The sequence below is a fragment of the Halomonas getboli genome, from assembly GCF_023094245.1.
Lineage (GTDB): Bacteria > Pseudomonadota > Gammaproteobacteria > Pseudomonadales > Halomonadaceae > Halomonas > Halomonas getboli.
On record NZ_JALMEW010000005.1, the window covers coordinates 123,609 to 137,337 of the forward strand.

Genomic DNA, 13,729 nt, shown 5'->3' on the forward strand with positions numbered 1-13,729 from the left:
GGCACCGTCTGCTCAGGTTAGTTGCACCTTGCCCAGTGCGCTCGTCAGTCGTTCCAGCAGCGCCCCGCTGTGGCGCCAGAAGTGCCAGTAGAGCGGCACCTCGAGGCAGTGCGACGGCGCCAGGCTGGCCAGGCGGCCGGCGTCCTCCAGCTCGGCCACCTGGCGCCGCGGCATCATGCCGTAGCCGATGCCGGCGCTGGTCATGCGCACGAACCCCTCCGACGACGGGCAGAGGTGGTGGGGGAAGGGGCCGTGATAGCCACACTGGGCCAGGAAGCGGTGCTGCAGCTGATCGTGGGGGCCGTAGACGATCGCCGGGGCGTGGCGGAAGGCCGTCTCGTTGGGGCCGTTGGGGAAGTGGCGCTCGATGTAGGCCGGCGTGGCGTAGGGGTGATAGACCATGGTGCCCAGCGGCACGCAGCGGGCGCCGGCGATGGGCTGGTCGCTGGCGCACAGGCAGGCCGCCACCTCGCCGTCGCGCAGCCGCTTGAGGCCCACGTCCTGGTCCTCGATGACCAGATCGAGCAGCAGCCCTTCCTCGCGGCACAGCGCGGCGACGGTCTCGGCCCACCAGGTGGCCAGGCTGTCGGCGTTGATGGCGATGCGCAGCCGCGGCGAGGCGGCATCCAGGGTCGGCAGGGCGGTGCGCAGGTCGCGCTCTAGCAGCTGCACCTGCTGGTAGTGGTTGAGCAGCCGCCGGCCCGCCGGGGTGGGCGCGAGCTGCGGATGGCGGATCAGCACCGGCTGGCCGAGGCGGATCTCCAGCGCCTTGATGCGCTGCGAGACCGCCGACTGGGACAGCCCCAGCGCCTCGCCGGCGCGCTCGAAGCCGCCGGTCTCGATCACCGTGGCCAGCGCCTCGAGCAGCTTGTAGTCGATCATAAGCAGAACTGATGCAGCATTAGGAAGATGATTTTTCAGTATAGCGATCCGCGGCTAGTCTGGCGCTCTCGACGGCCCGGGATCGCCCGGTGCCGTGCCATGTACCGGGGACGATCGGGAGGATCGATGCTGGAGAGCTATCTGGCCGGGCTGGTGGTGTGCGGCGGGATCATCGTCGCCATCGGCGCACAAAACGCCTACGTGCTGGGGCTGGCCGTACGGCGTCGCTATCACTGGTGGTCGGCGGGGCTGTGCATGAGCACCGACCTGCTGCTGCTGACCGCGGGCATGTTCGGCATGAGCGCGCTGCTGCTGGCGTTTCCCGGCACCCTGGCGGCGCTGCGCTGGCTGGGCGTGGCCTTCCTCGGCTGGCTGGCCGCCCAGGCGCTGTATCGCGCCGTCGCCGGTCGCGCCGGCCTGGCGGCGGATCAGGCCCGTGACACCGGCCTCGTCCGGGTGCTGCTGGCGACGCTGGCGGTGACGGTGCTCAATCCCCAGGTCTATCTCGACACCCTGCTGCTGATTCCCTCCATCGGCGCCCAGCAGGACAGTGCCGCAGCCTTCGTGGTTGGCGCCGGCAGCGCCTCGATCCTGTGGTTCAGCCTGCTGGCCTGGGGCGGGGCGCTGCTCTCGCCGTGGCTGTCGCGGCCGCTGGCCTGGCGCGGCATCGACGGCGCCATCGGCCTGATGATGGGCGCCATCGCCCTGCAGCTGGCCGTGGCGCCGCCGGGCGCCATGGCCTGACGCCAACCACGCGCTCCATCATTGAATTAGAGATATCTTAAAAGCATAAGGCGACCGGTTCGGCGACGTTGCGCATCCCTGGTGCGTCGCCACCGCCCCGCGTCATGCGCTACAGTGACCAGCTGGTGGCCCGATCGGGAACGCGGGCGAGGGCGGTAATACAACAAGGGATCGAAGATGGCCGGATGCCAATCGATCGTCCGGTTCGCCGGGCTGCTGGTCGTGCTGCTAGGGATGGCCACTGCGTCGGGCGCGGCCGCAGGGACGTCGCACGATACTATCCTCGTCGATGACTACATCGACCGACACCCGGAACAGCAGGCGCTGATGGCGGACTTCATGGGGCGGGTCCAGGCGCCGGCCCTGCCGCTGACGTCCCCGCCGCGCAGCACGATTCGCATCGCCGTCATCTATCCCGCCCTGCAGGCGTCCGACTACTGGCAGCGCAGCCTGGATGCCCTGGAGGCGCGGCTGCGTGCGCTGGGCCTGCCGTACCGGCTGAAGGTCTATCTCTCGCGGCCCACGGTGGACGTGGACCTGCAGGCCCGGCAGCTGGCCATGGCCCTGCAGTGGCGGCCGGACTATCTGGTCTTCACCCTGGATAGCGTGCCCCAGCTGCACATGATCGAGCGGGTACTGGCGCTGGGTCGCCCGCGCCTGATCCTGCAGAACATCACCACGCCGCTGGCCGACTGGGAGAGCGACCCGCCCTTTCTCTATGTCGGCTTCGATCACGTGCAGGGCACGCGCCTGATCGCCGACTGGATGCTCGAACGGGCCGGCTATCGAGGCAAGTACATGACGCTGCACTTCTCGTCCGGCTACGTCAGCCGCATGCGCGGCGGTACCTTCTCGCGCATGGCAGCGCGCTACCCCGAGCTGGAGGAGGTCGCCAGCTACCACACCGATGGCGACCCGGAGCAGGCCTATCGGGCCACCCTGCAGACCCTGGAAGCGCACCCCGACCTGAAGATGATCTTCGCCGGCTCCACCGATGTGGCGCTGGCGGCGCTGCGGGCGCTGCGCGAGACCGATCGCATGGACGTGCTGCTCAACGGCTGGGGCGGCGGCGCGGCCGAGCTCGCGGCGCTGAAGGACGGTGGCCTGGACGTGACCGCCATGCGCATCAACGACGACAACGGCGTGGCCATGGCCGAGGCGATGCGCATGGTGCTGCTCGGTCAGGCGTCCCGGGTGCCGAGGATCTTTGCCGGCGATATCGCCCTGGTCACCCGCGACACGCCGGCGGAGGAGATCGCCGAACTGGAGCGGCGTGCCTTCCGGCTGAGCGGCGTTCCGGACGCGGAAAGGGAGGAACCATGAGGTGGGCACCTGGCGCTTCTCGCGGTGGCTGCTGCTCCTGCTGCTGGCGCTGCTGACGGCGGTGGCCGTGACCCTGCTGGGCACGGCCTATGTCGGCGCCCGCGAGGCCCTGCGCGGGAGCGCCGACCAGTGGCATGCCCAGCATCAGCGGATCCTCGACCGGATGATCTCGGTGCGCTTCGAGGACCTGAGCCGCTATGTCCACGCCCTGGCCGAGACGCCGGCACTGCTCGAGGCGCTGGAAGCGGGCGATGATGCGCGCCTGGTGGCGATGCTCGAGCGCGGGCTGGCCGACGCCCGGGGCGAACATCTCGATGCCTTGAAGATCGAGCGGCAGGGCGTCGGCGAGCCCATCGGGGCGAGCCGGCTGGCACCGGCGTTGCCGCTGGCGGCGCTGAGCCATGCCGCCACGCCCGTGGAAACCTGGGCCAGCCTGGAGACGCGCTGGGAGGGCGTGCCTTACAGCCTGCTGCGTCTGACCCTGCCGATTCTCGAGCCCTCGCTGGGGCGAGTGGTCGGCCGCCTGAGCGCGTATGTGCTGCTCGACGATGGCGTCTGGATCACCGACGAGCTGCACCGGCTGTTCGGCGCCCGGGCGACCCTGCTGTATCACGATCGGCGGCTGCTGGATGCCCGCCCGTCGGGCGCCCCGACGACGGCGTCGGCGGTCGCGATGAGTGCGACGCAGCAGCCGGCCGCCCTCTCCGCCGAGGGCACCTGGCATGCGCATCGTTTCCGGGTCGGCGGCAGCGACGCCTATCGGGTCGGATTGCTGCTGCCCGACGACGGGCTGCTGGCGCTGCGCGACAGCTTCATCAGGGCGCTGCTCTTCGCGGCACTGCTGGTGGCGGCGGTCGGCGTCGGCCTGATGCTGCTGCTGCGGCGGCTGACCATGCGCTCCCTCGACGAGCTGGTGCGCTACGCCGAGGCGGTGCCGGAGAGCGGCACGCCGATGCCGTTCCGGGGCGGGCGTTTCGAGGAGTTCAATCGCGTGGGGCAGGCCTTCGAGGCCATGCTCCAGCGCATCCGCGAGCGCGACAAGTATCTGGACGGGATCATCCAGCACGCCCCGGACCTGATCTTCGTCCGCGACCTGGAAGGGCGCTACGAGCTGGTTAACGAGCGCTATGCCTGGGCGCTGCACGCGACGCCGGCGACGGTCGTCGGAAAGTGCGTCACCGACTGTCTGGACGCGGCGACGAGCGCTCGGGCGCGAGAGACGGACCGGCGCCTGATCGCGACCGATGCGCCGATCAAGCATCACATGACGCTCGTGACGCCGGAAGGCGTGCGCCACTATCAGGTCACCAAGTTCCCGATCCGCGACGACCGAGGGCGGATCTATCTGATCGGTGGCGTGGCCGCGGACGTGACCGACCTGCGCCATACCCAGGAGCAGCTGCTGCTGTCCCAGCAGGTGTTCGCCGAGACGGGGGTGGCGATCGTGGTGCTCGACGCCCAGCGGCGCGCGCTGCTCTCCAATCGCGCCTTCGCCGAGATGAGCGGTCGGCCGCCGGTGCGCGCCAGCATCGTGATCCGCGAGTTCCTGCAGCGCTACCCGGAGGCCGAACGCGCGCTGGCCGACGGAGAGCGCTGGCAGGGCCAGTGCGAGTTCGAGCGCGCCGACGGTGCCCGCCTGCCGGTGCTGGTGTCGGCCGCGCCGCTGCCGTCCGGCGAGGAGGGGCGGCGGCAGATGCTGCTGTTCAGCGATATCTCCTCGCTCAAGGTGGCCGAGCAGCGCCTCGAGCGGCTGGCCTGGTATGACGCCCTGACCGGGCTGGCCAATCGCAGCCTGTTCACGCTGGAGCTCGACGAGGCCCTGCAGGAGGAGGTCTCGGTCGCGGTGCTGTTCATCGATCTGGACCGCTTCAAGGACGTCAACGACCGCTACGGGCATTCGATCGGCGATGAGCTGCTTCGTCAGGCGGCGAAGCGCCTGTGTTCCTGCGTGCAGGCGCGCGATACGGTGGCCCGCTTCGGCGGCGACGAGTTCTCGGTGCTGGTGCGTGGCATCAGCCAGGAGGGCGCGGCCCGGGCGATCGCCCAGCGAATCATTGGCGCGTTGAGCGCCCCCTACGAGCTGGGGGTGGCGCGCTGCTTCTCCAACGCCAGCGTGGGCATCACCCTGGCCGGTCGGCATGGCCACACCTCCGAGATGCTGATTCGCAACGCCGACCAGGCGATGTACGAGGCCAAGGCCCAGGGGCGCCAGCAGGCGGTGCTCTTCGAGACGGCCATCGACGAGCGTCACCAGCAGCGGCTGCGGCTCGAGACCGGGCTGCGCCAGGCGCGGCTCAACGGCGAGCTGCGGGTGCACTATCAGCCGCGCTTCGACATCGCCGGGCGCCGCATGGTGGGGGCGGAGGCGCTGCTGCGCTGGCACAGCCCGTTGCACGGTGAGGTGTCGCCCGGGGTGTTCATTCCGCTCGCCGAACACTCCGAACTGATCGTCGAGCTGGGGCATTTCGTGCTCGTCGAGGCGTGCCGCGAGGCGGCGACCTGGGCCGCCAGCGGGTCGGCGATGCCGGTGTCGGTCAATCTCTCGCCGCGCCAGCTGCACGCGGCCGAGCTGATCCGTGACATCCACGACGCCCTCCAGGATGCCGGGCTGCCCCCGCGATTGCTGGAGCTGGAACTCACCGAGACCCACGTCATGGACAACATCGACCGGGTGCTGCCGGTGCTCCATCAGATCCGCGCCATGGGCGTGCGGCTGGCGATCGACGACTTCGGCACCGGCTACTCCTCGCTGACCTACCTCAAGCGGCTGCCGGTGGAGTTGCTCAAGATCGACCGCTGCTTCCTCGCCGACGTGCCCGGCGACGAGGATGACGAGACCCTGCTGACGGCGATCATCGACATGGCCCATGCGCTCGGCTTCCGGGTGCTGGCCGAGGGCGTCGAGACCGAGGCCCAGCGGCGCTTCCTGGCGCAGCGCGGCTGCGACGAGCTGCAGGGCTTCCTGCTCGGCCGTCCCCAGGCGCCGGAACGGCTGCGCGAGGCGCTGGGCGGCGGGGATTTTGCCCCACGTTCGTGATTGCGGGCCGGTGACGAGGGATTGCTACACTGAAGCCGTCACGCTCGCGGATGGCCGTGCCCGGCAGGCATCGGGCGAAGGACCGTCCCGACACTCCATTCCTTCTGTCTTTCTTCTATCGAGGTATCGTCATGCGTCATTTGCTTGCCGGATGTGCCGTCTCGCTGGCCATCGTTGCGTCACCGGCCATCGCCCAGGACGCGATGGAGCCCATCGCCGCGCCCTCGGATGTCGAGGTCTACTTCATCACGCCTGAAGACGGCGCCACCGTCAGCGGCCCCGTCACCGTGCGCATGGGGCTCAAGGGCATGGGGGTGGCCCCGGCGGGCACCGAGGGCGAGAACACCGGCCATCACCACCTGCTGATCGACACGCCCCTCGACGAGGTGGATCTCTCCGCGCCGCTGCCTTCCACCGAGCAGACCCGCCACTTCGGCGGCGGCCAGACTCAGGCCACCCTGGGGCTGCCCCCCGGCGACCATACCCTGCAGCTGCTGTTCCTCGACTATCGCCACCTGAGCTTCGAACCGGTCGTGGCCTCGAAGCCCATCACCGTTCACGTGGAGTAGACGGCGGCGAGGGCGCGCGACGCGCTTTTCACTTGCCCCGGGGCCGGCAACTTTCCGCTGGCCCCGACGCCGGCACTTTTCTGCTTGCCCCGACGCCGGCAACTGCGTAGCGTCGCCCTCCCGCTTCCATGCCGTTCCAGACAGGTTCACCCCGTGACTGATGCCCACTCTCCTGAAGTCGCCGCCGGCGCCTTCTCCCGCCTGCCGCTGTCCGCCGAGCTGCTCGCCAACCTCGACTCGCTGGGCTACCGGCAGATGACGCCGATCCAGGCCGAGAGCCTGCCGACGATGCTCGATGGAGGCGATGTGATCGCCCAGGCCAGGACCGGCTCGGGCAAGACCGCGGCCTTCGGGCTGGGGCTGCTGTCGAGGCTGGTGCCGGCCAGCTTCAGGGTGCAGGGGCTGGTGCTGTGCCCGACCCGGGAGCTCGCCGATCAGGTCGCCGAGGAGCTACGCCGGCTGGCGCGCGGCCTGCCGAACATCAAGGTGCTGACGCTGTGCGGTGGCGCGCCCCTGGGGCCGCAGCTGGCCTCGCTGGCCCACGGCGCTCATTTCGTCGTCGGCACCCCGGGGCGGGTCGAGGAGCACCTGCGCAAGGGCAGCCTGGCGCTGTCCGAGCTCGACACCCTGGTGCTGGACGAGGCCGACCGCATGCTCGACATGGGCTTCCAGGAGACCCTGGAGGCGATCATCGCCGCGACCCCCGAGCACCGCCGGACCTGGCTGTTCAGCGCCACCTACGGCGACAGCGTGCGCCCGTTGGCCGAGGCGCGCACCCGCGACCCGGTCACGGTCTCGATCGACGAGCCCCACGACGAGGACAGCATCCGCGAACACTTCTACCGAGTGGCGGACGACGCGGCGCGCTTCGAGGCCCTGCGCCTGCTGCTGTTGCACCGGCGCCCGACCGCAAGCGTGGTGTTCTGCAACACCAGGCAGGAGACCCGCGAGCTCGCCGACGCCCTGGACGCGGCGGGCATCAGCGCGCTGGCGCTGCACGGCGACCTGGAGCAGAAGGACCGCGACCGGCTGCTGGTGCTGTTCGCCAACCGCAGCGCCTCGGTGCTGGTGGCCACCGATGTGGCGGCCCGGGGGCTGGATATCGCGGCGCTCGACGCGGTGTTCAACTACCGCATCGCCCGGGAGCTCGAGGTGCACGTGCATCGCGTCGGGCGCACCGGCCGGGCCGGCCACCAGGGCGTGGCCTTCACCCTGGTCGGTGAGAACGAAACGCATCGACTGGAACGGCTCGGGGACTTCCTCGGCCAGGCTCTCGAGACCGAGGCGCTGCCGCGCCTGAAGGGCGAGCCGGCGCCGCTGCGTGCGCCCATGGCGACGCTGCAGCTGGGTGCCGGCAAGCAGCAGAAGATTCGCCCCGGTGACATCCTCGGGGCGCTCACCGGGGAGGGCGGCCTTGACGGGGCGCGGATCGGCAAGATCAAGGTGCTCGCCCGCAGCACCTACGTTGCCGTCGAGCGCGAGCTGGCCGAGTCCGCCCTGGCGCAGCTGAACGGCGGTCGCCTGAAGGGGCGCACCTTCCGCGCCCGTCGCATCAGCGGTTGACGGTCTGACGGCGAACGTTGGGTCATCACGCTGGTCGAAAGCACGCTTTTTGACTCATCAACAGGACGATGGCCCATGAAACGACTCTTTCAGTTTTCCTATTTCCTGGTGTTGGCGCTGTGGCTGGCAGGATGCGCCGCCGTTGAACGTTCCCCCGACGCCGAAGCGGCACTCGGCGAACTGCCGGCCAGCTACCGCGGCGAGCTGCCCTGCGCCGACTGCGCGGGCATTCACTATCAGATCTCGCTGTTCCCCGATGGCGTCTACACGCTGTCGGCGGTCTACCTCGGTACCGATGAGCCGCGTCGCCTTCACGAGCAGGGGGAGTGGGCGCTGAACGCCGGCGGCGACATCCTGACGCTGGCGGGCGGCGACCAGGGACCGCGCCAGTGGCGGATCGTCGACGAGGGCAACGGCCTTGAGATGCTCGATCTCGAGGGCCACGCCATCGACTCCTCGCTGAACTACCGCGTGCAGCGCACCGGCCAGTTCGTCTCCGAGCCGCTGGAAAACCGCTACTGGAAGCTGATCGAGCTGGGCGGCGAGCCCGTCGACATGACCGAGGGCACGCGCGAGCCGCACCTGGTCTTCCACGGCGAGCAGGGGCGGCTGGCGGGCTTCGGCGGCTGCAACCGGCTGACCGGGGAGTACCGGCGCGAGGGCGATAGCCTGAGCATCGGCAACGTGGCGAGCACGCTCATGGCCTGCGTCCCGGGCAACGATCTCGAACCGCGTTTCCAGGCCATGCTCGAGAACGTGGCCGGCTATCGGGTGCGGGCCGACCGGCTGGAGCTGCTCGACGCTGGGGGCGAGGTGCTGGCGCGGTTCGAGGTGCGTCATCTGACCTGAAGGGGCTAGCGGCCGTCGGCGAGGTGCTGGCGGCTCTTTCCACGTTCCATGCCCAGCGGTTTCGCCCTCCGCTCCGAGGCCCTATTGGTCGACGGGGGACCCGGCGGGCGCCGCAAGCCAGCGGCGGACCTCCTCGCGCAGTCGCTCGATAGCGGTCTCGCCCAGCTCGGCGCCGGCCGGCGCCATCTCGATGCCGAGGATCCGGATGCCGGCCCGGCACAGGCCCAGCGCCTCGACCAGTGCCAGGGCCTCGGCCAAACCGATGCCGTGGGACGACACGCTCCCGACCTCCACGGGGAGCTCCTCGGGCGAGAAGGCCATGACCGTGCCGGGCGGCCCCTGGCCGCGCATGGCATCCAGCAGCAGCAGGCGGTCGCCCGCCGTCAGGGGGTGGAGGAACAGGTCGCTGGGCTGGCCGAGGCGGTCCACCGTCACATCGCGCCGGGCAGCCAGCTCGGTGGAGAGCCGCTCGGCGGCGAGCCAGCCGAGGCGGTCGGGGCCCCTGGGCGAGCCGAGCCCGAACAGGTAGGCCTGGCCCACGGCACCGGACGCTCGCGGCTCATCCACGATCGGCACGGAAGTCGAGGAAGTGGGTGGCGCAGGAAATGCAGGGGTCGTAGTTGCGGATCACCATCTCCCCGTGGAGCCGCAGGGCGTCGTCGTCGCGGTCGAGACCGAAGCGGGTCAGCGCCGCGGCCAGGTCCTCCTCCATGCGGGCCTGGTTCTGGCTGGTCGGCGGCACGATGCGGGCGCTCTCGACCAGGCCTCGCGCGTCGAGCGCGTAGCGATGCCAGAGGATGCCCCGCGGCGCCTCGGTGCAGCCGACCCCGGTGCCGGCACGGGGCGTGGTCTCGGCATGGGGCGCCGCGGCGGGGGCGTAGTCCTCGATGAGCCGCAGCGCCTCGTCCAGGGCGAGGTGCATCTCCACCGCCCGGGCGACGATGCTGTGGAACATGTTGCGGCTGGGGAAGCGGATCCCGTTCGCCGCGAGCCGCTCGCGCAGCGCGTCCGGCAGCCGGTCGAGGTTGTTGTTGAGCCGGGCCAGCGGCCCCACCAGGTAGGGTCGCCCGTCGAGCAGGGCGTGCAGGGCCGTGGAGTGGGGCACCTGGAACTCCTTCACGTGTCGCTCGAAGGCCTCCACGGGAATGTCCAGCCCGCGGTCCGAGACGATCCGTCCCGCGGTGATGGGGTAGTCCCCCGGGTGGCGCAGCGAGACCGAGGCGAAGTCCTGGTCGTCCTCGGGCAGCGGCAGGCCGGCCACCCAGTCGATCAGCGCCAGGGACTCGGCCCGACTCGCCTCGAGCCGGGCCCGCAGCGCGGCGATGGCGGCGGCGTCGGGGGCGCGGAAGAAGCCCCCGGGGCAGACGCCGACCGGGTGCACCGAGCGGCCGCCGAAGGTCTGCATGATGGCGTTGCCGAGCCCCTGCAGGCGCAGGCCGCGGCGCACCTCGTCGGGATAGCGGGTGGCCATGGCCGGGGCGCTGTCGAAGCCCAGGAAGTCCGGGGCGGCCAGCAGGTGGATGTGCAGGGCGTGGCTCTGCAGCCACTCGCCGCAGTACATCACCCGCCGCATGCGCGTCACCCAGGGAGAGGGGGTGATGCCGAGGATCGCCTCGAGCGCGGCCACGGCGGTCATCTGGTAGGCCACCGGGCAGATGCCGCAGATGCGCGCCACGCCGTCGATCACCTCCTGGGCGCCGCGCCCCTCCAGCAGCTTCTCGAACAGCCGCGGTGGCTCGAAGATGCGCAGCTTGAGGGTCTCGAGGCGCCCCTCGCGGACGCGGATCTCCAGCCCGCCTTCGCCCTCGACCCGGGCCAGGACCGGCACATGGATCTCCCCGCTGCGCTTGTCGTCGTTCATGGCGTCTCCTCGTCGCCGCTGCGCTGGATCACCCGGGCCTGCCAGTCCCGGCCGGCATCATGGAAGGCGGGCGCCTGGTTGTTGATGAACAGCAGACGGCGGGCGATCTCGTCGGGCGGCATGCCGCTGTCCGCCAGGTAGCTGGCGAGGGCCGCGGCATTGGCCTGGACGGCGGGGCCGTAGCAGGCGTAGCAGCCGCGCTGCCAGCGCGGGCAGAGCGCCCCGCAGCCGGTGCCGGTGACCGGCCCCAGGCAGGGCGTGCCCTGGGCGACCATCACGCAGACCGCCTGGCGGCGCTTGCACTCGGTGCACACCGCGGCGTGATCCACGTAGGGAAGGTGGCCGGCCAGCAGCGCCTGGGCCGCGCCGAGCACCTGCTCGCCGTTGACCGGGCAGCCCCACAGCTCCAGGTCGACCCGCACGGTCCTGGCGATGGGGGTGGAGTCGGCCATCAGGTCGATGTCCTCGGGGCTGGCGTAGACGCCCTCGATCCAGGCCTGGCCGTCGGCGAGGTTGCGCAGCGCCTGCAGCCCGCCGGCGGTGGCGCAGGCGCCGATGGTGACCAGGTAGCGGCTGCGCTCGCGGATGCCGCGCAGCCGGGCGGCGTCCGTGGAGGTGGCGACGCTGCCCTCGATGAAGGCGATGTCGGCCTCGGCCGACTCGTCCACCGGGCCGGCCTCGGCGAAGTGCAGGATGTCGACGTGCTCGGCCAGGGCCAGCAGCGGCTCGCCCAGGTTGAGGAAGGCGAGCTGGCAGCCGTCGCAGGAGCTGAACTTGTGTACGGCGATGCGCGGGCGTCGGTGCGGCGTGATCATCGGCAAGCCTCCCGGTCAGATGCCTCGGTGGGCCAGGTAGGGGGCGACCTCGGCCCAGGAGAACACCGGCCCGTCGCGGCAGACGAACTTGGGGCCCAGCTGGCAGCGCCCGCAGGCGCCCAGGGCGCAGTGCATGTTGCGCTCCATGCTCAGCCAGATCCGCCGGGCCGGCACGCGGCGCCGGTCCATCTCCCGCACCACGGCCTTCATCATGCCCTCCGGCCCGCACAGGAACACCGTGCAACGCGCGGGATCGATGTCGATGCGGTCGAAGAACTGGGTCACCGGACCGACATGGAAGGGCCAGAGGCTGTCGCCGGTGTCGGCGGTCAGATAGACCTCGACGTCGGGATGCCGGCGCCAGGTGTCGTAGCGCTCCCGCCAGAGCAGGTCGTGGGCATGCTTGACGCCCTGCACGATGTAGAGGCGCCCGTAGCGGGCGCGGCGGCGCAGGGCGAACTCGATCAGCGAGACCGCGGGCGCGCAGCCGAGCCCGCCGGTGACGATCACCAGGTCGGTGCCCTCGGCCGATTCCGCCGGCCAGCCGCGGCCGTAGGGGCCGCGCAGGCCCAGCCGGTCGCCGACCTCGAGGCGCCCCAGGTTGCGGGTCAGCGAGCCGAGCTGACGGATGGTGTGGTCGATGGTCTGCCGGTCCTCGGGATCGGAGACGATGGAGATCGGCGCCTCGCCCATGCCGGGCAGGCAGAGCATGTTGAACTGGCCCAGCGCGAAGCGGTAGCCGGCCTGCACCGCGGGGTCGGTGAAGCGCAGCCGCAGGCTGAACATCTCGGGGGTCTCGTCCTTGCGGTCGACAACCACGGCCTCGCGGGGCAGCAGGGCGCTAGTCATCCTTGCCCTCCCGGCGGTTGGGGGCGGGCGCCTGGCCTTGTGCCTTACTCGGCACGGTCCCGGGCACCCGGCCCGGCGTGGGGGCGGGCGCCTCGTCCGGCGCGTTGGTGGGCGCCTGAGAGAGCGCGGCCAGCTCCTCTGTGACGTCGATGCCCACCGGGCACCAGGCGATGCAGCGGCCGCAGCCCACGCAGCCGCTGCGCCCGTACTGCGCCACCCAGGTGCCGAACTTGTGGGTCAGCCACTGGCGATAGCGCTGGGGCCGTTCGGCGCGGATGACGGTGCCGTGGATGTAGCTGTGGTCGGGGTTGAAGCAGGTCTCCCACTGCCGGACGTGGCTGGCCTCGCGGCCGTCCAGCGAGATGGCGTCGACGTGGGTCTGGCAGAAGCAGGTGGGGCACACCGCGGTGCAGTTGCCGCAGGTCAGGCAGCGGTCGTCCAGGTCCTGCCAGTGCGGGTGCGCCACCGCTGCCTGCAGCTGCTCGGGCAGCGAGCCGGCAGGCAGGCGGCGGTGCTGCTGGTCGGCGGCGCGTGCGAGGCCGGCCTCGACCTCGGCGAGCGCCTCGGCGGTGGCCTCGCTGGTGTCCAGGGTGGCGAGCAGTTCCCGGCCGCGGTCGGTATGGGCCTCCACCACGAAGCCGTCGTCGAGCTCCCCCAGCGCCAGGTCGTGGCCATGGGTCACCCTCGGCCCGTCGCCGGTGGCGGTGCAGAAGCAGGTGGCCGCCGAGCGCGCGCAGTTCACGGCGACCAGGAACAGGTTCTCGCGCCGGGCCCGATAGTGGGGGTCGGGGGCGGCGCCATGCAGGAAGTGGCGATCGTGGATCGCCAGGGCCGCCAGGTCGCAGGCCCGCACGCCGATCACCGCGGTGGGGCGCGCCTCGGGGAGCCGCTCGCGGAACACCAGGGTGCCGTCGTCCCGGGTCTCGCTGGTCCACAGGGTTTCCCGCGGCGCGAAGGTCAGCGGCTTGAGTGCCTGGGGGCCGGTGGCCCAGTCGAAGTAGCGGTCCGAGGACGAGGCCGCGAGCCGGTAGCGGCCGGGGGCCTGGTCGTCAGTGATCCCGCGGGGCAGGGCCTCGACGGAGGCCAGGGCGTCGAAGACGATGGCGTGGTCGCGGACCTGGGGGCCGATGACGTCATAGCCCGCCTCCTCGAGCCGCGCGAGCAGCGACGGGAAGCGGTCCCGGGCGAGAAAGCGCTGTACCTTCATGGATCCTCCTGCGGCGGCCTCGATCGGTCC

The 13,729-nt window shown here is 71.1% G+C and carries 12 protein-coding genes; 6 read left to right on the forward strand and 6 right to left on the reverse strand.

Annotation, left to right across the window (positions count from 1 at the left end; all coding sequences use genetic code 11):
* Nucleotides 1-12 precede the first annotated feature (12 nt).
* On the reverse strand, nt 13-882 hold the full coding sequence (locus MYL53_RS11790; protein ID WP_247854153.1) for a LysR family transcriptional regulator ArgP: 870 nt from the start codon (nt 880-882) through the stop codon (nt 13-15).
* A gap of 126 nt (nt 883-1,008) precedes the next feature.
* Between MYL53_RS11790 and MYL53_RS11795 the strand changes: the two genes are divergently transcribed.
* The 6 genes from MYL53_RS11795 (at nt 1,009) to MYL53_RS11820 (ending at nt 8,967) form a co-directional block, all read left to right on the forward strand.
* Complete coding sequence (locus tag MYL53_RS11795) at nt 1,009-1,626, forward strand: LysE/ArgO family amino acid transporter (RefSeq protein WP_247854154.1); 618 nt, start codon at nt 1,009-1,011, stop codon at nt 1,624-1,626.
* 177 nt (nt 1,627-1,803) lie between these two features.
* Nucleotides 1,804-2,949: a substrate-binding domain-containing protein gene (locus MYL53_RS11800; protein WP_247854155.1), complete on the forward strand. Its 1,146-nt coding sequence runs from the start codon at nt 1,804-1,806 to the stop codon at nt 2,947-2,949.
* Nucleotide 2,950: 1 nt separating this feature from the next.
* Nucleotides 2,951-5,986: a putative bifunctional diguanylate cyclase/phosphodiesterase gene (locus MYL53_RS11805; protein WP_247854156.1), complete on the forward strand. Its 3,036-nt coding sequence runs from the start codon at nt 2,951-2,953 to the stop codon at nt 5,984-5,986.
* Nucleotides 5,987-6,117: 131 nt separating this feature from the next.
* Nucleotides 6,118-6,555: a DUF4399 domain-containing protein gene (locus MYL53_RS11810; RefSeq protein WP_247854157.1), complete on the forward strand. Its 438-nt coding sequence runs from the start codon at nt 6,118-6,120 to the stop codon at nt 6,553-6,555.
* A 153-nt stretch (nt 6,556-6,708) separates the two neighbouring features.
* Complete coding sequence (gene dbpA, locus MYL53_RS11815; protein ID WP_247854158.1) at nt 6,709-8,118, forward strand: ATP-dependent RNA helicase DbpA; 1,410 nt, start codon at nt 6,709-6,711, stop codon at nt 8,116-8,118.
* A 75-nt stretch (nt 8,119-8,193) separates the two neighbouring features.
* Complete coding sequence (locus MYL53_RS11820; RefSeq protein ID WP_247854159.1) at nt 8,194-8,967, forward strand: META domain-containing protein; 774 nt, start codon at nt 8,194-8,196, stop codon at nt 8,965-8,967.
* Between the two features lie 81 nt (nt 8,968-9,048).
* On the opposite strand, the gene MYL53_RS11825 is transcribed toward MYL53_RS11820, so the two are convergent.
* Genes MYL53_RS11825 through MYL53_RS11845 form a run of 5 tightly spaced genes read right to left on the reverse strand, consistent with a single transcriptional unit; the run spans nt 9,049 to nt 13,699 of the window.
* Nucleotides 9,049-9,534 (reverse strand): hydrogenase maturation protease, encoded by a 486-nt coding sequence (locus MYL53_RS11825; RefSeq protein ID WP_247854160.1) that lies wholly within the window; start codon nt 9,532-9,534, stop codon nt 9,049-9,051.
* Entirely contained in the window at nt 9,527-10,828 is a 1,302-nt protein-coding gene (locus MYL53_RS11830) for a Ni/Fe hydrogenase subunit alpha (RefSeq protein WP_247854161.1), read from the reverse strand. The genes MYL53_RS11825 and MYL53_RS11830 overlap by 8 nt, the downstream gene beginning before the upstream one ends.
* Complete coding sequence (locus tag MYL53_RS11835) at nt 10,825-11,643, reverse strand: NADH-quinone oxidoreductase subunit B family protein (RefSeq protein WP_247854162.1); 819 nt, start codon at nt 11,641-11,643, stop codon at nt 10,825-10,827. The genes MYL53_RS11830 and MYL53_RS11835 overlap by 4 nt, the downstream gene beginning before the upstream one ends.
* A 15-nt stretch (nt 11,644-11,658) precedes the next feature.
* Nucleotides 11,659-12,492 carry an FAD/NAD(P)-binding protein gene (locus tag MYL53_RS11840; protein ID WP_247854163.1) on the reverse strand — a complete coding sequence of 278 codons (834 nt, stop codon included), beginning with the start codon at nt 12,490-12,492 and terminating at the stop codon, nt 11,659-11,661.
* Nucleotides 12,485-13,699: a 4Fe-4S dicluster domain-containing protein gene (locus MYL53_RS11845; RefSeq protein WP_247854164.1), complete on the reverse strand. Its 1,215-nt coding sequence runs from the start codon at nt 13,697-13,699 to the stop codon at nt 12,485-12,487. Before MYL53_RS11845 ends, MYL53_RS11840 begins: the two co-directional genes overlap by 8 nt.
* Nucleotides 13,700-13,729 lie beyond the last annotated feature (30 nt).